9 protein-coding genes and 1 pseudogene are annotated in these 22,461 nt (G+C 70.6%); 1 reads left to right on the forward strand and 9 read right to left on the reverse strand.

Annotation, left to right across the window (positions count from 1 at the left end):
* Positions 1-33 precede the first annotated feature (33 nt).
* From ACGFX9_RS09265 to ACGFX9_RS09300, 8 genes are all read right to left on the reverse strand, one after another.
* The gene (locus ACGFX9_RS09265) at positions 34-4,728 is read right to left on the reverse strand and encodes an amino acid adenylation domain-containing protein (RefSeq protein ID WP_393467153.1); all 4,695 of its coding nucleotides are present in this window, start codon (positions 4,726-4,728) and stop codon (positions 34-36) included.
* Positions 4,725-11,303, reverse strand: a complete 6,579-nt coding sequence (locus ACGFX9_RS09270) for an amino acid adenylation domain-containing protein (protein ID WP_393467156.1) — start codon at positions 11,301-11,303, stop codon at positions 4,725-4,727. The genes ACGFX9_RS09265 and ACGFX9_RS09270 overlap by 4 nt, the downstream gene beginning before the upstream one ends.
* Before the next feature lie 27 nt (positions 11,304-11,330).
* The gene (locus ACGFX9_RS09275; RefSeq protein WP_393467159.1) at positions 11,331-13,226 is read right to left on the reverse strand and encodes an ABC transporter ATP-binding protein; all 1,896 of its coding nucleotides are present in this window, start codon (positions 13,224-13,226) and stop codon (positions 11,331-11,333) included.
* 329 nt (positions 13,227-13,555) lie between these two features.
* Positions 13,556-14,536 (reverse strand): ParB N-terminal domain-containing protein, encoded by a 981-nt coding sequence (locus ACGFX9_RS09280; protein WP_393467163.1) that lies wholly within the window; start codon positions 14,534-14,536, stop codon positions 13,556-13,558.
* Between the two features lie 390 nt (positions 14,537-14,926).
* On the reverse strand, positions 14,927-15,976 hold the full coding sequence (gene aroF, locus ACGFX9_RS09285) for a 3-deoxy-7-phosphoheptulonate synthase (RefSeq protein ID WP_393467166.1): 1,050 nt from the start codon (positions 15,974-15,976) through the stop codon (positions 14,927-14,929).
* A gap of 55 nt (positions 15,977-16,031) precedes the next feature.
* Positions 16,032-17,315 carry a sensor histidine kinase gene (locus ACGFX9_RS09290; RefSeq protein ID WP_393467168.1) on the reverse strand — a complete coding sequence of 428 codons (1,284 nt, stop codon included), beginning with the start codon at positions 17,313-17,315 and terminating at the stop codon, positions 16,032-16,034.
* 7 nt (positions 17,316-17,322) lie between these two features.
* On the reverse strand, positions 17,323-17,976 hold the full coding sequence (locus ACGFX9_RS09295; protein WP_393467171.1) for a response regulator transcription factor: 654 nt from the start codon (positions 17,974-17,976) through the stop codon (positions 17,323-17,325).
* A 341-nt stretch (positions 17,977-18,317) separates the two neighbouring features.
* The gene (locus ACGFX9_RS09300; RefSeq protein WP_393467174.1) at positions 18,318-21,284 is read right to left on the reverse strand and encodes an AAA family ATPase; all 2,967 of its coding nucleotides are present in this window, start codon (positions 21,282-21,284) and stop codon (positions 18,318-18,320) included.
* A gap of 530 nt (positions 21,285-21,814) precedes the next feature.
* Between ACGFX9_RS09300 and ACGFX9_RS09305 the strand changes: the two are divergent.
* Positions 21,815-21,982 (forward strand): annotated as a pseudogene (locus ACGFX9_RS09305) (SAM-dependent methyltransferase); the annotation flags it as partial.
* A gap of 22 nt (positions 21,983-22,004) precedes the next feature.
* Here the strand turns inward: ACGFX9_RS09305 and ACGFX9_RS09310 are convergent.
* Complete coding sequence (locus ACGFX9_RS09310) at positions 22,005-22,385, reverse strand: winged helix-turn-helix transcriptional regulator (RefSeq protein WP_393467176.1); 381 nt, start codon at positions 22,383-22,385, stop codon at positions 22,005-22,007.
* Positions 22,386-22,461 lie beyond the last annotated feature (76 nt).

The raw sequence follows: 22,461 nt of genomic DNA on the forward strand, positions 1-22,461 counted from the left end.
GGTTCAGGTCACGGTGTCCGGGTGCCTGGACGTCTACGAGATGTCGTCGGCGAAACCGGCTTCGAGCTCGTCGACTTCGTCCTGTGCGAGGTCGAGGAGCGGGAAGTCGGACGAGGTGTGTCCGCCCGCGTCCGGATCGGCGGTGTGGGCGGCGAGGCCGCCGAGCATGTCCGTCCAGAGCAGGCCGAGGCGTTCGGTCGCCGCCTCGTCAAGCAGTCCGGCTGCCCAGCTCAGCGTGAGGGTCAGCGTGGGGCCGTGGGCCGTATCGACGATGACGGCGCCGGCCTCGATGGCGTGAGTGGCGGGCATGTCCGGGTCGAGCGAGCCGCCGATCACGCCGTTCGCCGCGTCCGCCGTGAACCGGCCCAGATAGTTGAAGCCGATCTGGGGCCTCGGCAAGGCCGCCAGAACGGATGCGGTGGCGGGGTTGAGGTGACGCAGGAGTCCGAAGCCGAGCCCGTCGCCGGGTATCGCGCGTGCCTGCTCCTTGACGGTCTTCAGCAGTGCTCCGGCCGCCCGGCCGCCGGTCGGCACCTGGCCGACCTCGATGGCTCCGAGGTCGAGACGGACCGGGTGGACGCTGGTGAACCAGCCCACGGTGCGCGACAGATCCACCCCTGCCGGCCCCTCGCCGGGCGCCCTGCCATGCCCTTCCACGTCCAGCAGGACCGCGGGGGAGGCCTCCTGCCGCCAGTGGGCGACCGCTCCGGCCAGGGCCGAGAGGAGTACCTCGTGCACACCGCAGTGGAAGACCGTCGGCGTCCGGTTCGCCAGCGTGTCCGTATGCCGTGCCGGCACGGTCCACGAACGGCGGCGCACGGTGGCGGCGGTGTCGCGGGCAGGATCCAACTCCCTTGCGCCGAGCGGCTGTTCGTCCCGCCCCAGCAGCGCGGCCCACTGCGCGAGTTCGGCGACCCTGGTCTCGCCTGTGGCCTGCTCGACCAGCAGCCTCGACCAGCGCCTGAACGACGTGTCCACCGGGTCGAGTTCCGGGACCCGGCCGGCCGCGACGGCCTCGCACGCGGCCCTCAGGTCCGGGACCAGGATCCGCCACGAGACTCCGTCGACCGCCAAGTGGTGTGCCACCAGGGCGATGCGGCCCGGGCGGCCCGGCCCGGCGTCCACCCAGGCCACCTGGAACATCACTCCCGCTGACGGATCGAGGCGTTCCGCGGCCTCCTGTGCCGCCTCGTCCGCGATGTCGTCCAGGGTGCCGGCCACGGCGTAGGTGGCGTTCACGCGGGTGACCAGCGCCCCGGCGTCCACGGAGCCCTGCTCGCGGATGAGGAACCGGGGCCCGGCCTGATCGCTGACCACGGTGGAGCGGAGTACGTCATGTGTGTCCACGACCGCGCTCAACGCGGCTACGAGGACGCTCCGTTCGAGCCTCGGCGGGGCCCCGATGATCGTCCACTGCGCGAACCTCGGCCTGATCGCCCGCGTACCCAGCTCCCGCATCACGGGCGTCCAGGGCGCCTCGCCCACACCCGAGTCCGGCGCCGCGGACGCCGCTTCCGGGAGCAGGCCAACGAGCGCGAGCCCGGCGGGCGTCTCGTGCTCGAAGACGTCCTGTGCCTTGAAGAGGAGGTCGGCGCGGCGGGCCCGGGCGGCCAGTTGCATCGACATGATCGAGTCGCCGCCCAGCTCGAAGAAGCTGTCCTCGACGCCGACCCGCTCCAGGCCGAGTACCTCGGCGAAGAGACGGCAGAGCGTCTCCTCGGCCTCGGTCCGAGGTTCACGGTCCGACACGCGGTCCGCGAAGTCGGGTGCGGGCAGGGCCGCGCGGTCGACCTTGCCGTTGCGCGTGACCGGCAGGGCATCCAGGGCGACGAGGACGGTGGGCACCATGTATTCGGGCAGGTTCGCGGCCACGTCGTCGCGGACGAGCTGGGCGTCAAGCGTCTTGACGTCCGGTACGACGTAGCCGATCAGACGGCGCTCACCCGGACCGTCCTCACGGGCGACGACCACCGCCTGAGCCACGGCCGGGTGCGCGACCAGGGCCGCCTCCACCTCGCCCAACTCCACCCGGAAGCCCCGGATCTTGGCCTGGGCGTCCGCACGGCCAACGAAGAGCAGATCGCCGTCCGGGGTCAGACGCACGAGGTCGCCGGTGCGATACATCCGCTCCCCCGGCGCGTCCGGGCACGCCACGAAACGCTCAGCGGTCAAGCCCGGACCGCACCAGTAACCGTGCGCCAACTCCACGCCAGCTACATAGAGTTCGCCGGTAACGCCGGGCGGCAGGGGTTGGAGGAACGCGTCCAGGACAAGCGCCCGACGCCCCGGCAACGGCTTCCCGATCGGCAGTACGGGGCCCAACTCATCGCCCGGCTTCAACACATGCCAGGTCGCACACAGGGTCGTCTCGGTCGGCCCGTACATATGACGGACCGTGACATCGGGGCACACCTTCCGCAGCCGCGCCACCGAACCGACCGGAACCACATCGCCACCCGTCAGCACCTCACGCAACCCGGTGAAGCACTCCGGGGACTCCTCCACGAGCACCCGGAACGAACCCGCGGTCACGTGCACGGCCGTGACACCGTCCCGCACATGCCCACGCATCTGCTGGGCATCGACCACACCCGGTTCGGCGATCACGACCCGGCCACCGGCGGCCAGCGGCACCCACAGCTCGAAGAGCGACACGTCGAAGGCGTGCGGGGCGTGCATCAGGACCGCGTCGTCCGGGCCAACCGCCCAGCCCCGCTCCCCCACCAGCGCGGCCACACTCCCGTGCGACACGGCCACGCCCTTGGGTGCGCCTGTCGATCCGGAGGTGTACATCACGTACGCCACGTCGTCCGCACCGACCTGACGGTTCAAGCCGTCGCAGGCCGCCACCGCCGCCCGCACGTCCGGATCATCCACCACCCGCACGCCAACAACGCCCTCCGGCACCACACTGCGTGTCTCCGACGTGCACACCACCACCGACGGACCCGCATCCCCCAGCACAAAAGCCACCCGATCCACCGGCCAGCCCACATCCACCGGCACATACGCAGCCCCAGCCCGCCACACCCCCAACAACACCACCACCAAGTCGACCGACCGCTCCATCACCACCGCGACACGATCACCCCGCCCCACACCCATACCCGAGAGATACGCGGCCCAGCGACCCGACTCCGACCACAACTCCCCATACGACAAAGCCCGTTCACCCCCCACCGCCACCGCACCCGGCGAAGAGGCAACCCGCCCCGCGATCAACCCCGGCACCACCTCACCCACCGGAGATGCCATCACCTCGCGCTCAGGTGCCGCGCTCACCACACCGATCCGTCCCACCGGCACCGACGGGTCAGCCACCACCCGTTCCAGCACCCGTACCAGCAGGCCACCCACCGCCTCGCCCACGGCTTCGTCGACGAGATCGGGCTGGTACGTCACGTTTACCTGGAGCCGCTCGCCGGGGGCGATGCCCACCGAGAGCGGATAGTGCGTCGCTTGGCGTGATTCCACCGTGGTGAAGGAGAGCGCGTCAGGTGCCGGGGCCTCTCCGGGCGGACGGGGGTAGTTCTCGTACACCAGGAGCGTGTCGAACACGGCGCCGGGACCGGCGAGTTGCTGGATTTCCGAGAGGCCCAGGTGCTGGTGGGGCAGGAGCGCGGACCGGCGGTCCTGTAGGTCCCGGACCATGTCGAGCAGCGGCTGCGAGCCGTCGAGGCGCACGCGTACCGGCAGCGTGTTGATGAACAGGCCGATCATCGAGTCGGCACCCGGCAGCTCCGGAGGGCGGCCCGCCACCGTCGCGCCGAACACCACATCCGTACGCCCGGCGAGGCGTGCGAGGACCAGCGCCCACGCGCCCTGCACGACGGTGTTCACCGTCAGGCCGTTGGCGCGGGCGAGTTCCGCGAGCGCCCCGGTCTTCTCCTCGGTGAGGTGGGCGAAGCGTTTCCTCGGGAGGCTCTGAGAGCTCTGGGAGCTCTGGGGGCTCTGGGAACTCTGGGGGCTCTCGCCGCGTGCCGAACCGGTGGAGGCGGGAGCGGGGGCGGCGATGTGCGTCGGTTCCTCGGCTCCGGACAGCTCCGTCTTCCAGGCGGCCCGGGCTGCCTCCTTGTCCTGGCGGGACAGCCAGGACAAGTACTCCCGGAAGGAGGTCACGGGTTTCAGGCCCGAGGCGTCGCCGCCGGCCGCGTAGATCGCGGAGAGTTCGTCGAGCAGGACCGGCGCCGACCAGCCGTCCATGAGGAGGTGGTGGCTCGTCATCACCAGGAGGTGGCGGCGCTCACCGCGGCGGATCAGAAGCAGGCGCATCAGCGGCGCCACCGCCGGATCGATCCTGCGTGCGCGTTCGTGCGCGGCCAGGCGTTCCGCCTCGGCCGTCGCCTCCTCCTCGGTGAGGTGCGAGACGTCGGCCTCGCTCCACGGCAGGACGACCTCGCGCGTGATGAGCTGCACGGCCTCACCCGTCTTTCGACGCTGGAAACTCGCGCGCAGCGCCGCGTGCCGGGCGAGGAGCGCCTCCCAGGAGGCCCGGAAGCGGTCCGCGTCCATGGGTCCTTCGACCGCCAGCACGTTCTGGACGGTGTAGACGTCGGGTCCCTGGCCGTTGAAGTCGGCGTGGAAGAGGAGGCCTTGCTGGAGGGGCGAGAGCGGCCAGACCTCGGCGAGGGCCGAGCCCCTGGGGGTGGCTGTCGGCCGCTGGGCGGCGGATGCGGGATGACCGGCGGCGGATGCCGAACCCTTGGCGGGAGTTGGAGAAGACCTCACAGCGAACGCCCTCCTTCGAGCTCTGCTGCCATCGCTTCGAACTGCTCGACCTCGTCCTGGGCGAGCTCGACGAGGGGGAAGTCGGACGGGGTGTGACCGCCCGCCGCCGGGTCTGTGGTGTGTGCGGCCAGGCCCGCGAGCAGGTCGAGCCAGTGGCGGCCGACGCGTTCCGCCGCTGCCTCGTCGAGGATCGCGCCGTGCCAGCTCAGCGAGACGGTCAGTTCAGGTCCTTCGGCGGTGTCGCGGACGGTCGCGCCGGCCTCAAGGGTGTGCGTGGCGGGCATGGCATCGTCGGTGGAGCTTCCTATCGCCTCGTCGCCGGCCATTTCCCACGGCCCGACGGCGCCTGTCGCTCCGCCCGCGGGGAAGCGGCCCATGTAGTTGAAGCTGATCTGCGGGCTCGGCAGCGCGGCGAGCACCGGGCCCGTCTCGGGGTTCAGATGGCGCAGCAGTCCGTAGCCGAGCGTGTCGCCCGGCACCGCCCGCGCCTGCTCCTTGACCGCCTTGAGGAGCGTGCCGATGGCCGGTCCGCCGGCTGCCGCCTCCGACGCGTCGATGCCGGACAGGTCAATGCCGGACAGGTCGATGCGGACGGGGTGGACGCTGGTGAACCAGCCCACCGTGCGCAGCAGATCGGCATCGCCGACCGGCTTGCGTCCGTGTCCCTCGACGTCGATCAGGACCGTTCCGTCGGCGGCGTGTCGCCGTCCTTGGACTACCGCTCCGGCCAGCGTGGCGAGCAGTACCTCGTGCACGCCGCAGTGGAAGAGCGCCGGTGTCGGTCCCGCGAGTGTGGCAGCCTGCCGGGCCGGGACCGTCCAGGTGCGGTGGCGCATGCCTGCCGCGGTGTCCCGCGCCGGGTCGAGGGCGCGGGTGCCGAGCGGCGGTTCCGGGTGGTCGCCGAGCAGGGCGGTCCAGTGGTCGAGTTCCGCAGCGCGCTCCGTGCCGATCGCCTCCTCGACGAGGAGCTTCGACCAGCGCCTGAAGGACGTTCCTGCCGGGTCGAGCTTCGGCTCCTGTCCCGTGGCCGCCGCTTCGCACGCCGCGCGCAGGTCAGGGGCCAGGATCCGCCACGAGACGCCGTCGACCGCCAAGTGGTGCACCACGAGCACCAGTCGGCCCACGCGCCACGGGCCCGCGTCCAGCCACACCGCCTGGACCATCACCCCGGCGAAGGGGTCGAGGCGCAGGCCCGCCTCCCGCGCGAGGCGGGATGCCAAGCTGTCCAAGCTCCCCGCCGACGCCGACACCGACACCGACGCCGCTGCCTCTGCCTCTGCCGCGTCGACGCGGGTGATCACGCGGGCCGCGTCCACGGAGCCGCGTTCGCCCACCACGAGGCGGGGCCCGCTGTCGCCGTCCGGGACGGCACGGGCGCGCAGCATGTCGTGCGTGTCGAGTACGGCGCCCACGCCTGCCGCCAGGGCTTCGCCGTCGAGTCCCGCGGGCGTTCCCAGCACCACCCACTGTGTGAATCCGCCGCCGAGGGCCCGCGCGCCCAGTGCCCGCATCACCGGCGTCCGGGCTACTTCGCCCTCGCCGACGTCCGGTCCTGCCGCCCGCCCGGCGCCGAGCCTGGCCACCTGGGCGAGGCCCTCGGGTGACGCGTGTTCGAAGACGTCCTGGGCGCTGAAGAACGCGCCTGCCCGGCGGGCGCGGCTCACCAGTTGCATCGAGCTGATGGAATCCCCGCCGAGCCGGAAGAAGTTGTCGTCGGCGCCGACCCGCTCAAGGCCGAGGACCTCGGCGAACAGCGCGCACAGGATTTGCTCCGCCTCGCCTTCCGGCGCCCGGCCCGCTACCTGCTCGGCGAAGTCCGGCGCGGGCAGCGCGGGGACATCGACCTTGCCGTTCGGGGTGATGGGGAGCGCGTCGAGGGTGAGCACGGCTGCGGGCACCATGTGCTCGGGCAGGGACTTGGCGGCGTGGGCGCGTATGGACTGCCCGTCAAGGGTCGGCGTGCCGACGCGGCCACGGGCAGGGATGTGGCCTTGGGTACGAGGTTGGGCGTGGGCCCGTGCTTCGGCGCCCACCGCATGGCCCACCACATAGCCGACCAGGCGGCGTTCCCCCCGCCGGTCCTGCCTGAGGATGACCACGGCCCGCTCGACGGCGGGATGTCCGGCGAGCGCCGCTTCGATCTCGCCCAGCTCCACCCGGAAGCCGCGCACCTTCACCTGCGCGTCGGCCCTGCCCGCGTACACGAGGTCGCCGGTGCCTGTCCTGCGTACCAGGTCGCCGGTCCGGTACATCCGCTCGCCGCGGGTGAACGGGCAGGCCACGAAGCGACGCGCCGTGAGGCCGGTGCGCCGCAGGTAGCCGCGCGCCAGGCCCGCGCCCGCGAGATACAGCTCGCCCACCGTGCCCGCGGGCACCGGCTGGAGGAACGCGTCCAGGACGTGGGTCACGGTGTTGGCCACCGCGCGGCCGATCGACGGCTCGTCGTGCTCGCCCAGCGGTCGGCTCACCGTGGAGGCGACGGTGGCCTCGGTGACTCCGTACTCGCTGTAGATCTCGCGGTTCGCCGACCACTGCCCGCGCAGCTCGTCGGAGACGGGTTCGCCGCCGATCACCAGGACGCGCAGAGCGGGCAGCTCCTGTGGAGGCAGCTGCGCGAGGAGGGTCGGTGTCATCGCGACGTGGGTCACGCGTCGCGTGCGCATGAGGTGGACCAGTTCCTCGCCGGTCGCGTGCCGCCGCGCCGGCGGCGCGAGGACAAGGCGGCCTCCCGCGCACAGCACCGGCCAGATGTCCGACATGGAGACGTCGAAGCTCGGCGAGACGAGTTGGAGCACCGCGCTGTCCGCGTCGATCCGGTACCGCTCGATGCGGTCGGCCACGAGGTTGCGCAGGCCCCGGTGGGTGACGAGTGCGCCCTTGGGGGTTCCTGTCGACCCGGACGTGTAGATCACGTACGCCACGTTGGCCGCGGTCAGCGACCGGAGCCGCCCCGCCGTCTCGATCGGCCTCCCGGAGTGCGCCTCGGCACCCACCGGGCAGTCTATGACGACGAGTTGACCCGCGAAGCCCTCCGGCACCGCCCCCCGGGTCTCCTGCACGCAGAGAAGGACCGGCGGGGCCACGTCGTCGAGGAGCACGCCGATCCGTGCCGGGGGCAGCCCGGGGTCCACGGGGACGTAGACGCCGCCCGCCATCGACACCGCGAGGAGGGCGGTGACCAGTTCCGCAGAGCGGTCCGCCATGACGGCCACCCGCGTCTCCGGACCCACTCCCCTGTCCGTCAAGTACCGGGCCAGGAGCCCGGCTTCGGCTGCGAGTTCGCCATAGGTGAGGGACCGCTGCCCGTCCACCACCGCTACGGCGGTCGGCGTGGCCGCGGCCTGGGCGGCGAAGAGCTCCGGTGCCGTCGCAGCCGGCTCTTCCGCCGCCGACGCGTTCCACTCCCGCACCACGGGCGCGCGCTCGTTCGCGGGGAGCGTGTCGAGCCGCCCTACCGGCGCCGAAGGGTCCGCCACCATCTGTTCGAGTACGCGGATCAGCGAGGAGAGCACGGCATCGGCCCGCTCGCGCGTGACCACGTCCGGGCGGTGCACGAGAAGCCCCCGCAGCCGGGCGTCCGGGACCACGATCAACGCCAGGGGATAGTGACCCCGGTCCTCGGGCTCACCGACGGTGCGGATGGCCAGGTCGGCGCTCCCGCCATAGGTCTCATCGCCGCTCCCCTCGGGCGTCCGGGGAAGGTTCTCGAACACCACGAGCGTGTCGAACACCGTTCCAGCGCCGCCCAGTTGGCGGATGTCGCGCAGTCCCAGGTGCTGCCGCGGCATCAACGCGACCTGCCGGTCACGCAGGCTCGTGAGCATCTCGGCAACCGACTGCTCCGCCGACAGAGGTACCCGTACGGGCACGGTGTTGAGGAACAGACCGACCGCCGACTCGACCCCCGGGAGGTCCGCGGGCCTGCCCGCGACCGGCGTACCGAACACCACGTCCGTACGTCCCACGAGCCGGGCAAGGACCTGCGCCCACGCACCCTGCACGACCGTGTTCACGGTCACCCCTTGGGTGCGCGCCAACTCGCCCACACCACGCGTGAGTTCCTCGGTGAGCTCGAAGGGCACCGGCTCCGGGACGACCTGCTCCCGGCCCGCTCCGGCCGTGCCCTCCGGCACAAGCAGCGTCGGTTCGTCCGCACCGGCGAACTCCGCACGCCAGGCCTCGCGCGCCGCGTCCTTGTCCTGTCGGTCGAGCCACGCCAGGTACTTGCGGTAGGACGTCGTCGCCGGCAGCGTCCGGCCGTCGCCTCCGGCCGCGTACACATCGGACAGCTCCGCGAAGACCACGTCGGTGGACCAGCCGTCCACCAGCGAGTGATGGACGGTGACGATCTGGCGGTGCCGGCCCGCGGCGAGCCGTATCAGGAGCAGCCGCAACAGCGGTGCCTTCCCCAGATCGAAGCGCTCGGCCCGCTCGCTCCGGGCGAGGCGCGCCACCTCGGCGGCCACGTCATCGTCCGGCAGCTCAGACAGGTCCACCTCGCGCCAGGGCAACTCCGCCCGGGCCGCGATGACTTGCACCGCCTGACCGGAGTGGCGCTGATGGAAGCTCGCCCGCAGCACGCCGTGCCGGGCGAGCAGCGTCTCCCAGGACGCCCGCAGCCGGTCCACGTCGAGGGCGCCGTCCAGAGCGAGCGTCCGCTGGCTCGCGTACACGTCCGGCCCGTCGTCGTCGAAGGTGGCGTGGAAGAGGATCCCCTCTTGCAGCGGCGACAGCGGCCATACGTCGACCATGCCGGGCACGTCGGCCCGCAACCGGTCGGCTTCGTCCTCCCGGAGGTCGCCCATGAGCGAACCGGCGAAGCGGTCCCGGACGGTTGTTTCCTTGTCGTCGCCCAGCCGGGCGACGACGGCCAGGGCAGCGGGTGTTCCGTGCTCGAAGACGTCCTCGGCACTGAAGAAGACGTTCACGCGGCGGGCGCGCGCGGCCAGTTGCATCGACATGATGGAGTCGCCGCCCAGCTCGAAGAAGCTGTCCTCAGCGCCAAAACCCTCCAGGCCGAGCAGTTCCGCCATGAGCGCGCACAGGGTCGCTTCGGTCCGGGTGCGTGGTGCGCGGCCGGTGACTCCGGCGGCGAAGTCGGGGGCGGGCAGGGCGTCGCGGTCGACCTTGCCGTTGCGGGTGACGGGGAGGGTGTCCAGGGTGAGTACGGCGGCGGGGACCATGTACTCGGGCAGGGTCCGGGCAACGTACGCACGGACGTCTTCGGGATCCGGCGCCGTGCCGTCCGGCACCACATAGCCGACCAGACGGCGCTCGCCCTGCCGGTCCTCGCGGGCGACGACGACCGCCTGAGCCACGGCGGGGTGGGCGGCCAGAGCCGCCTCCACCTCACCCAACTCCACGCGGTAGCCACGGACCTTGACCTGGGCGTCCGCGCGGCCGACGAAGAGGAGCTCTCCGGAGTCGGTCTCGCGCACCAGGTCTCCGGTGCGGTACATCAGCTTTCCGGGCGTGTACGGGCTGGCCACGAAGCGCTCCGCGGTCAGGGCGGGCCGCCTCCAGTAGCCCTGTGCCAGGCTCGGTCCCGCCACGTACAGCTCCCCGACCGTCCCGGTCGGCAGGGGCCGCAGCGCCGCGTCGAGGACAAGGGCCTGACGGCGGGACAGCGGGCGCCCGATCGGAAGTACGGGTCGCGCCTCGTCGCCCGGCCTCAGCACATGCCAGGTCGCGCAGAGCGTCGTCTCCGTCGGCCCGTACATGTGGCGGACGGTCACGTCCGGGCACGCCTCGCGGACGCGGGACACCGAGGCGGGCGGGACCACGTCGCCGCCGGTGAGCACCTCACGTAATCCGCTGAAGCAGTCCGGGGACTCCTCGGCCGCGACGCGGAACGAACCGGCGGTCAGGTGCAGCGCGGTGACGCCGCCTTTCACGTGGGCGCGGATCCGGCGACCGTCCACCATGCCGGGTCCGGCGATCACCACGCGGGCGCCGGCGGCCAGCGGCACCCACATCTCGTAGAGCGACACGTCGAAGGCGTGCGGGGCATGCATCAGAACCGCGTCGCCCGGGCCAACCGCCCAGCCGGACTCCCCCACCAGCGCCGCAACGCTCCCATGCGGCACAGCAACGCCCTTGGGCGCCCCCGTCGAACCGGACGTGTACATCACGTACGCCACATCCTGCGAAGCCACCGGCTGCTCTACACCCAGGCCAGCCGTCTCCCACACCCGCGGGTCATCCACCACCCGCACGGCAACGCCCTCCGGCACCACACCCCGGCACTCCACAGAGCACAAAACCACCACCGGAGCCGCATCCTCCAAGACAAACGCCACCCGCTCCACCGGCCAACCCGCATCCACCGGCACATACGCGGCACCCGACCGCCACACCCCAAGAAGCAACGCGGGCAAGTCACAGGACCGCTCCATCACCACCGCGACACGATCACCACGACCCACACCCAAGTCAGACAAATACGCCGCCCACCGCCCCGACTCCGCCCACAACTCCCCGTACGAGAGCGTCCGTTCACCCTCGACCGCCACCGCGTCAGGCGCTGATCGCACCTGTGCGGCGATCAGCTCCGCCACCACCGACGAATCCACCACTTCCCCCTTCAGGCCTCTGGCGGGCGCTCAGCGCTCGTCCGGCTCGCCACCGAGCTGCAGGATGTACTCGCCACCGCCGCCGAGGACCGGCTGCAGCGCCGGTTCCTTGCGGATTTCAGGGCGGGCCGCTCCGTTGGTGCTGGGGCGGTTGAACTGGGTGTGGTAGAGCTCGGCATAGAGCCCTCCTGCCGCCAGGAGTTCCTCGTGTGTCCCGCTTTCGCGCACCACGCCCTCGTCGATGACGAGGATCTGGTCCGCCTCGCGGATCGTGGACAGACGGTGGGCGATCACCAGGGAGGTCCGGTCCCGTAACGCGGTGGTCAGGGCCCGCTGGATGGCCGCTTCGGACTCGGAGTCCAGGTGCGCGGTGGCTTCGTCGAGCACCACGATGGACGGCGCCTTCAGGAGCAGCCGGGCCAGGGCGAGGCGTTGCTTCTCGCCGCCGGACAGCCGGTATCCGCGGTCGCCCACCACGGTGTCGAGGCCGCTCGGGAGCGAGCGGACCAAGTCCCCGATCTGGGCCGCGTCGCAGGCCTTGAGCAGGTCGAACTGCGTGGCGTCGGGGCGTGCGTAGGACAGGTTCACGCGGATCGTGTCGTGGTAGAAGTGCGCGTCCTGGCTGACCACGCCGACGATGTCGCGCAGCGAGTCGAGGCTGACGTCGCGGAGGTCGTGGCCGTCGATGCGGACACTTCCCGACGTCGGGTCGTAGAGACGGGACACCAGATGGGTCGTGGTGGTCTTGCCGCCGCCCGACGGGCCGACGAGAGCCGTGAGTTTGCCCGCGGGGACGCGGAAGGTCATTTCGTGCAGCACCTCCGCCGTCTCCTTGGCGCGTTCGGCCGCGGACAGCGCGTTGGACTCCAGTGAGGCGAGTGACACCTCGCTGGCGCGCGGGTACCTGAACGACACCTGGTCGAACTCGATCTCCGGTGCGGGGCCTGCGCCCGGCGCGGTGAGGGCAACGGGGTTGGGCCGTTCCTCGATGAGGGGCTTCAGGTCGAGGACCTCGAAGATCCGGTCGAAGCTGACCATCGCGGTGAGTGCGTTGGACTGCAGGCTGGACAGCTGCGTGATGGGCCCGTAGAGCCGGCCGAGGAGCGCTGCCAGTGCCACAAGTGTGCCGATGCGGAACACGTCGTTGAGGACCAGGCCGCCGCCGACGCCGTAGACGAGGGCCGTCGCGAGTGAGGCGAGCAGGGCCATGAAGATGAACGAGAGCCTGCTGTAGACGGTCCAGATCACACCGACCTGGCGCACCTCTCCTGCCCGGGCCTCGAACGCCTCGGCCTCCTCGCGCGGGCGGCCGAAGAGCTTGGCGAGCATCGCTCCGCCCACGTTGAAGCGCTCGTTGATGATGCCGCCCAGTTCGCCGTTGGCCTGCATCTGCGCCCGGGAGTAGTGCTGGAGGCGCCGGCCCACGTAGATGCCCGGCACGATGAACAGGGGAAGCATGGCGATGGCGATCAGGCTGATGATCCAGGACAGATAGAACATCTCGGCGAGGACCATGAGCACGGTCAGCACGCTGGTCGCGGAGATCAGCATCGTGGTGAGGGCCTGCTGGGCCAGCATGACGTCGCCGTTGAGGCGGCTGGCGAGCAGGCCGGTCTGGGTCCGGGTGAAGAACGCCATCGGCTGCCGCTGCACGTGCTTGAACGCCTCGACCCGCAGATCGTGGCTGACGCCCTGCCCGATGCGGCCGGAGAAATAGCTCTGCACGAGCTGCGTCACCGCGTCGAGCAGAGCGAGTCCGGCGACGATCAGGGCGACGGCCGTGATGACCCCCATGTCGTCCTTGAGTATTCCGTCATCGATGATCTTTTTCAGCAGCAAGGGCGTCGAGACGATGACGAGGGAATCCACCACCGTGGTCAGCAGCAGAAAGGCGAGCGCGGGCTTGTGCGACTTCATGTAGGACATCGCTCGGTGCACCGTGCCCGGCCGCAACGGTTGCTTCTGGGCCCCGGATTGCGGCCCTCCGACGGTAGGTCCACCAGGTCCTTGGGTGATCAACACGCGACGGAATCCTCCTGCCTCTGCATTACGTGACGGGGCTCACTGGAATGAAACGCGGTTTACTCACACGCCGTTCTCCCACTCGCAGGACGATACCTTTCTGCATTCCTGCCCACCAGGCCCGTAATTGGGCAGAGAAATACCCGGCGCGGAAAACCAGAGGCGGAAATCTTCAGGGAATACGGAATCGGCGTCCAACCGGGCAGTCTGCTCACTTGGACGCCCCGGCTGGCCTACGCCGTCTCGGCGACCTTGCGCTGGACTCGTACCGCGACTTCCGCCCACATCTCCGCGCACTCGTTGGCCAGGTAGGCCACGATCCGCCCGCAGTGCGGCGGCGCCTTGTCGATGATCTCGTCCCACTCGTCGGCGCTGATCGTGTGGATGTTGAGCAGCCGCAGCAGCGTGCGGCCGGTCTCGCTGAAACGCAGCGCCGGATCCGCGTTGAGGCGTTTGAGGACAGCGGTGCGGTCCTGGACAGTGTCACGGTCGGGCACGATGGTGGGTCCCGTGCCGCTCCGCGGGGCGCTCGTGAGGCCTTCGCCGCCGCGTTTGCCGCGCTGCGGGAGCGGGTCCTCGCCGCGCATCATCCTGTTGCGTACGTCCCTGACCGTCTCCGGCGATATGGACGCGACCCGCGCGACCTGACGCAGCGACAGCTGGGGGTTCTGTGCGATGAGTTCGCTGGCCACCCTGCGCCCCTCGGTGCCGTTGACCGGGCGCACCCGGCCGTCGTGGCCGATCCTGCTCGCTTCGCCGGCCCGTTCGGCCGGGGTCCGTCTGCGGATCTCCGCGACGGTGCCCGGAGCGATTCCGCTGACCGAGGCGATCATCCGGTCCGACCACTGCGGGTGGGAGGCGATGATGCGCCCGGCGGCGCTCTTGCGGTCCGCCGTGGTCAGCGGCAGACCGTGCGTGACGTTGGACTCGACGGCCAGGACGAAGGCGTCGGCCGTGTCCCCGTCGAAGAACTTCACCGCGATCTTGCGATGCCCTCGGATTTCGGCGGCCCGTAAGCGGTGCAGGCCGTCGATGACCCGCATGGTCGATCGGTGCACGGTGATGGGCGGCAGCGGGCTCTGCACCACTGCCAGCGCTTCCACGTGCTCCTGGTCCACTCCGGAGATTCGCGGTGAGTCGGCCGTCGACAGCGAATTGATCTCGACCTCGACGACCATAAGTGGGTCGATCTGCGCATGCCCAGGTATTGCCAACTCAACTCCCCCTAGTGATCTGGTGTCGCCCGGGCGCGCATGACCGCCCGCCGGTCATAATCTGCGCCGCATCCGGGAGAGCCGGCCATGGGGTGAAAGGTGACGCACGCTCGGAAACCCGCGTTCCCGGTCCCCTCCCGCGAGGACCGAGGCACGCAGAAATAATCACCGCGATATCCGCGGTGCGTCCGAACCGCACTTCTGTCGTCGAATCGCAGAACGACAACACCCGCGCCCGGTGTCACTATCCCCCCTGCGGGATTTCTGTTCCGGTCCTGAATGAGGATCAGAATCCCGTCGGCCGAGCCACGCTCACCCTAACAACGTGCTTTGTGGCCTGGTACCCCTCACTAGCAGAATGGATCTAGGGCTGGAAACCCCTATTCACCCCTATCGCGTGCCAAGGCCTGCCCGGGACGCGGGCCGCGTGAGCGTGCGGCCCATCAGCGGTGAAAGGACGGCGGCGATGTCCGCGAGCTCCCCGATCTCGGACCGGGTCAGGGCCTGATCGCCGTCACAGAGCGCCGTCTTCGGGTCGGGGTGTACGTCGATCATGACGCCGTCCGCGCCGACGGCCAGGGCGGCGCGGGTGAGGGGAACGACAAGGTCGCGCCTGCCGCCCGAGTGCGAGGGGTCGACGATCACCGGCAGATGGGAGAGGCGCTGCACCACCGGCACGGCGCTGATGTCCAGGGTGTTGCGGGTGGCGGTCTCGAACGTACGGATGCCGCGCTCGCAGAGCACGATGTCGAGGTTGCCGCGCTGCGCGATGTACTCCGCCGCCATCAGCCACTCCTCGATGGTCGCGCCGAAGCCGCGCTTGAGGAGGACGGGCCGCCCGGCGACACCGACCGCCTTCAGGAGCGCGAAGTTGTGCATATTGCGGGTGCCGATCTGCAGCATGTCCGCGTAGGGGGCGGCCACTTCGACCGTGGCCGGGTCGATGACCTCGGTGACCACCGGCAGTCCCGTCTCGTCCCTGACGTCGGCGAGGATCCGCAGCCCCGCCTCGCCGAGCCCCTGGTAGGCGTACGGGGAGGTGCGCGGCTTGAACGCCCCGCCGCGCAGCAGGGCCGCGCCCGCCGCCTTGGCCATGTGCGCTGCGGCCAGGGTCTGTTCGTGGGTCTCCACCGCGCACGGCCCCGCGATCACGGTCAAGGTGTCGGGCCCGATGGGCACGCCGCCGACCCTGATCACGGACCGGTCGGGGTGGTGCTCCCGGCTGACCAGCTTGTACGGCGCCGAGATCCGTACGACGTCCAGGACACCGCGGCGATTGGACAGATTGAGGGCGTCGAACGCGTCCACGTCCCCCACCAGGCCGACGATGGTGCGGGTCACGCCGCGGCTGACGAACGCGTCACCGCCCGCCGCCCGCACCAGTTCGACGACCGCGTCCACGTCCTGCTGCGTGGCCCCGGGGGCCATCACCACCACCATGGGGTTTCCTCCCGTTGCTCGATACGCCACAACGGTAGGAGCCCGGGGGCGCCTCTCAGCGGATGGTGGACGCATCGTCCAACTGCGCAATGCCGGGCGGCTGTTGGAGCGGGTCGGTGCGCGGCGGGAAGGAGATCTCCACCACGAGGCCGCCGCCCGGGCGGGCGTGGGCGGCGATCACGGCGTCGTGGGCGGTGGCGATGGCGCGGACGATCGAGAGGCCGAGACCATGGTGGCCGTCGCCCGCGACGCGGCCGAGCCGCTGGAAGGGTTCGAAGAGCCGCTCCACCTGCTCCGGCGGCACCTCGGGCCCGGTGTTGGCCACGCGGACGACGGCGCGTCCGGCTTCGGTGCGGGTGGTGATCTCCACGTGCCCGCCCGGGGTGTTGTAGTCCGTCGCGTTGTCGATGAGGTTGGCCACCAGGCGTTCGACGAGCGCCGAGTCGCCCGAAGCAACGGCGGGCCCGATCGTGGTCTCGACGCGCAGTCCCCGGCGCCTGGTCTCCGGTCGCGAGACCTCCACGATCTCCTCGGCGATGTCACCGAGGTCGAACGGCTCGCGGTGGTCGAGGCCGCGTTCGCTGCTGGACAGGGTGAGGAGGGACTCCAGGAGGCGCGCCTGCTGTTTGCTGATGTCCAGGAGCCGTTCGAAGTTCGACCGGAACGACTCACGGGTGGCGTCCCGATCGATCAGGGACTCCTCAAGGAGCGCGTGCTCCAGGGTCAGCGGCGTACGCAGCTCGTGTGCGGCGTTGGCGACGAACCGTTTGTGGGAGTCGAGGGCCGTCTCCAGGCGGCCGAGGAGCCCGTCCACGGTGTCGGCCAGGTCCTTCAGCTCGTCGGCGGGGCCGATGACGGCGAGCCGCTCGTGCATGTTGCGCGCCGAGATGCGCTGGATGGTGCCCGTCATCGTGCGCAGCGGATGCAGCACCCGCCCGGCGATCAGCCAGCCGAGCGCGATCGAGAGTACGGCCATGATCGCCAGGGCGATGCCCGACTGGACAAGGAGGTGGTCCATCTCCACCTCGTGCTGGCGCAGCGCCTGCTCGCGCAGCTGCTGGGTGATGTCGTTGAGGTGGACGGAGGAGTTGGCCTCGGGATAGCCGAGGTAGAGACGGCCGTCGGCGTCCGGCGCCAGAACGGGCTCGCCGGCCCGGTCCTTGACCAGGACGAGGTTGGCCGGGGAGCGGGCGACGAGGAGGTTGGTGATGGCGAGCAGGACCACGCCGGAGGCCACGAACAGCACTCCGTAGAGGAGGGTCAGGCGGACGCGTACCCGCCCGGGCAGCAGGCGGCGGGCGAACGCCGGCGACAGGGCGACGAGCGTGGGCAGGCGCATGGGCATCTCACATCCGGTAGCCGCCGCGGGGGACGGTCTCGATCACGGGCGGGTCGCCGAGCTTCGGGCGCAGGCGGTTGATGGTCGCCTTGACGGTCGTGGTGAAGGGATCGGCGGCCTCGTCCCACACGCGTTCCAGGAGTTCCTCCGCCGACACCACCCGTCCCTGGGCGGCGAGCAGGTATTCAAGTACCGCGAATTCCTTGGGAGTCAGCGCCAGACGTACTCCGGCCCGGGACGCGATCCGCTGCGCGGGGTCAAGGCGCAGGTCGCCCTGGACCAGGATCGGCGGCAGCGCGGGCTGGGAGCGTCTGGCGAGCGCGCGGATGCGGGCGACGAGTTCGGCGTACGCGAAGGGCTTGGGGAGGTAGTCGTCAGCGCCGAGGCTGAAGCCCTCCACCCGGTGGGCGATCGTGCCGGACGCGGTGAGCATCAGCACCCGGGCGTGCACGGGCTGGGCGGCCAGCGCGGTGCAGACCTGGTCGCCGTGGACGCCGGGGAGGTCCCGGTCGAGCACGACCACGTCGTAGTCGACGACCGTCGTGCGTTCCAGGGCGTCGGAGCCGTCGTAGACGACGTCGACTGCCATTCCCTCGCGGCGGAGCACCCGCGCCACCGAATGCGCGAGCTCGGCGTGGTCCTCGACCACCAATACCCTCATCGCCCACCCCTCGTACGGCACGTCACAAGCGGAGGAATGGGGTGGCGGGGGACGGCTCGGCAGCGGCTGATCATGCGGCACCACGTTGCCCGATCCCACGTCACACACCGGTCACAGCTCCGGTGACGGCCCCCCGTCGGCGTGCCCTCGTCCTCGACCCGCTGTTCCCGGAAGCGTACCGCCGCGGTGGTGGATCGTCCGGTCACAGATTCGCGGACCGCAGTGTGACCGGCCGCCGCGTAGAACCGGAAGCGTACGGGGAAGCTCCGCACGTGTTCCGGGGAGAGGAGACGCAGGCCGTGGTCACCAACTCGCGCGGCGACCTGCACCTCCCGCACTCTCTACACGACCCGCAGACGGTCGCACTCGTCACCGTCCTCGTGCCTCTCGCGGTGCCCTTCGCGGTGTACCTGCCTCCTGCCGGAGCCGACGACGGGGACAGGCACGGGGCTGAGCTTGGCCGCCAGGTCCGCGCGGCGCTGGACGGCGAGTTTGCGGTAGGCGCGGGTCAGATGCTGTTCGACGGTGCTGACCGTGATGAACAGCTTGTCGGCGATCTGCCGGTTGGTGTAGTCGTGGGCGGCGAGCGTCGCCACGCGCAGTTCCGCGTCGCTGAGTTCGGCCGTCTTGCGGCGAGCTTTGGAGGGCCACGGCTGCTCGTCGGTCAGGGTGTTGCCGGAGTCCACCGGCGGCGACGCCCTGAGGACGGGCACACCGCACTCCCGCCCCAGCTGCTGCGCCTTGCGGGCAAGAGCACGGGCCTGCCCGCCGTTGCCGAGCTCGCGGTGGGCACGCGCCAGTTCGTCCGTGGCCCGGGCCAGCTCCACCCGGTGGCCGCGCTCCCGCAGGATGTCGATGGCTTCGCCCAGGAGCGGAAGCCGGCGCCCGGGGTGGAGCGCGCTCGCGAGCACTCGCAGCGAGACACCCCGCGTCCAGGCGTGTCCGGCGCTTTCCCCTTCGGTCAGGGCCAGTTGCTCCCGCGCCAGCGTCCGGGCCCGGTCGTCGTCCCCGAGCAGCAGATGGGCCTCGGCCGCGTCGGTCCGCCACGGGATCAGCGCGGGCAGGTCGAACTCCCAGCGGGTCATGAGGTCGCCGCAGGCGTGGAAGTCGTCGAGCGCGGCATAGGGGCGCCCGGCGGCGAGGTAGTGCTGACCGCGCGCCCGCAGGTAGAGCAGTCCGTCGGGGGTGCGCAGCGCCGTCTCCGGTATCGGGACGCCCAGTTGGGCCGCCGCCTCGTCGAGCCGGCCCATGGCGGTCTTGGCGTACACGGAGGTGGCGACCGGCGAGGCGATGGCCGCGCCCCAGCCCTCCGGTGGGACGAGTGCGAGGGCAAGACGCGCCGACTCCTCGGCCGCGGCGAGTCCGCCGAGCCTGAGTTCGACGCGTGCCTTGACCGCCGACAGGAGCGCCTGCCACATGGGTGCGCGGCGCTCGGTGGCTTCCTTGGCCAGGGTCTCGCACCAGAGGGCCGCCGTGTCCAGACGGTCCGCGAGGACAAGGGAGTTGAGGGCGACGACGAGCGCCGTCAGGGTGCCGTCGTCCAGGCGGGTGCTCTGCAGGATCTGTTCCGCCCGGACGACCACGTCCTCGTCCGCCCCGCCCAGGACCGCCTTCATGAGGGTGGCCGCGCGGTGATGGGGACTGCGCGCGGGTGTCTTGGCGCACCGCTCGACGTCGCCGTGTCGTGCGTCGACGGAGCCGGGGAGTCCCGGATATTCGTACGCCATCCAGGAGCGGACGCAGTCGAGCCGGAGCGAGGCCTCGGGCTCGGGCTGCCCGGCGATCGCGGTGTGGGCGCCCTTCTGTTCGGGGTTCTGTCCGGCGTTCTGTTCGGCGCGCTGTTCGGCGTCGGCGAGTACTTCGAGGGCCGCGTCCATGTGCCCGAACCAGAGCAGGTGTCCGACGAGTTCGACGGTCTGCCGGCTGCCGAGGCTGCCGTCGAGTGCGGCGGCGGTGAGCTCGGGCAGATGCCGGGCGGCGGTGGCCGGGTTGACCCGCCAGCCGGCCCGCGTGAGCGCCGCCCTGATCGCCACGGACTGCTGGGCGTCGGTGCAGGTGTCGCGGGCCGCCCGCAGGCAGGTGAGCGCGAGGGCGACCTCGTCGTCGGCCAGTGCGCGGTCGGCGGCCTCCAGGAGGGTGCTCAGCGCCCAGGGGGCGTCGATGGGCTCGGCCGCGATCAGATGCTGCACCACCACGGTCGCCGCCTCGCCGTGCTCGTGCAGCACTTGGGCGACGCGGGCCTCGAGGCGGGCGCGGTGTGCGGGCTCCATGCTCCGCAAGGCCGCGGAACGGCCCGCTTCGTGGCGGAACCAGCCGGAGTCGAGCAGTCCCGCGTCGTTCAGGGCGCGCAGGCTGCGGTGGACCGCCTCCCGGCTGGTTCCCAGGATCTCCACCAACTCGGCGAGCGGCACGTCCTGACCGACCACGGCCAGCGCCCAAGCGGTGCGCCGCGTCGACAGATCGCTGCGGTACAGGCCCGTGCTGACGGCCTGCGCGAAGGCTTCGCCCGGCACGAGCCCGGCGGAGCCGTTCCTGCCGCCCGAAGCGAGGTGGTCCTCGGGCAGGGCCCGCGACGCGCGGTGATCCTCGATCAGGGCGCGCGTGAGGAGCGGGTTCCCGCCGCCCGTGCGGTGGAGTTCCGAGACGAGTTGGCGCGTCCCCCACCCCGGTTCACCGAATCCGGAGATCATTTCGGCCACTCCGTGCCGCTCCAGTGGTCCGAGCCTGATATTGCGGCAGCCCGGCAGGCGCAGCAGGTCGACATGTAATCGCGTATTTCCGGCCAGAAATCCGCTGTTCTCTCCCAGGACCACCAGAATGCGGCTGGCGTCGAGACGGCGGGCCAGGTACAGGACGCATTCCAGGGAGTGGCCGTCGGCATGGTGCACGTCGTCGATGCTGAGCACCACCGGCCTTTCCCTGGACTGTTCCAGGACTATCCCGCAGAGCTTGGGAATCTCATTCATCACGACGGCGGGCAGTACTCCCTCGGCCCGCCGTATCTGCGCGGCCACCGCCATGAGGTCCACCAGGTGCGCCGCCCGTTTGACGTCGGCCCCCGACAGATCCGCGCCGAGCAGTAACTGCCCCATGACACCAAGGGGTAGATCACTCTCCGCCTCTGAAGCTGTGGCCTGCAAGGTCAACGCCCCCGCAGCTGTTGCGCGTTCACCGAAAGCACGCAGCAGTGCGGTTTTCCCGCTGGCCACCGCGCCGCTTACCAATAGCACTCCGCCATGCCCCGCCATAGAGGCTTCGAGCATGCCATCCATGATCGAAAATTCTTCCCCACGGTCCACCAAGTTCATGCGCCGACTTCTCCCCCGCGCCTGACGGCTGATCCCTGAGCGGCCGGATGGTCAGCCGGATCCAGCCTTTTGACTTGTTCGGCCACTTGCTTGAATACTCTGCCATATCTGAAAATCAACCACCAGCGTTATTTGACTCATTGATGTCGAATAACCGTCGCGAACACGCCACTCGACGCGTGAACGGACTTCCCTGTTCCATATCGAAGGGAAACACCCACGACATTGCCGGGGGCGCAGAAGCCAAAGGATTTCCCGAAGGTTCTCCAAGCCCCTCGCGAACAAACGGAAGAGGCGGCAGATGACGCCAGTGACGGTTGGGCCGACATAACGAATGGCGCGATCAGCATGCCTCGGCCGCAGGCGGTGTGACTGATTCATCACCCGCCGCCCCGCGCGAAAGCGCTTGCCCTCGCTCTCCCGCCCCCGGCCCGGCCTCGCACGTGGCAGAGCCGCGTTGCTGTGGGAGGCTGCGGCGGCGCAAGCGTCTCTCAGCAGCAACGGAGTACGTCATGACCGCAGATGCACCGCTGATCGACGCCCTGCCGTCCGGCAGCCACCTGGTGCTCTCGCACGCCGCGTCCGACCTGTACCCGGAGCTGGCCGAGCGTGTCACCGCCCCGGAGTGGTTCAAGGACACCGTGCGGCCGGACGCGGAGGACAGCGGGATCTACCCGGCGGTGGCGCGCATTCCCTGACGGTGGCTCAGACGGCTCCGGTTCAGACGCGGCCGCGCTCCCGGGCGCGGTCGATCTCCGCCATGTGCTCCTCCGCCCACGCCCTGACCACGGCGAGCGGCTCCTCCAGGGAGAGCCCCAGGCCGGTCAGCCGGTAGTGCACCCTGGGCGGCACCGTCGGCTCCACCCTGCGGGCGACCAGGCCGTCGAGCACCATGCCCTGCAGAGTCGTGGACAGCATCTTCTGCGAGACGCCCGGCATACGACGCCGCAGCTCGGCGAAGCGGATCTCGTGCGGATCCGCCTCGGCCAGGACCTTGACCGCCATCGACGTCCACTTCGTACCGATGCGGTCCAGGAGCCGACGGGTCGGGCAGTCGGGGTCGAAGAGATCACCGCGGGTTCCCGCCGTGGGAGGGGTCACCTCGGGCTCACCACCTGTCGGAGAAGTGCCTTCTTGGCAAGGGCAGAGGCGGTTACCTAGCCTCATGTGGTCACCA

This window comes from Streptomyces sp. NPDC048436 (assembly GCF_043200355.1).
Lineage (GTDB): Bacteria > Actinomycetota > Actinomycetes > Streptomycetales > Streptomycetaceae > Streptomyces.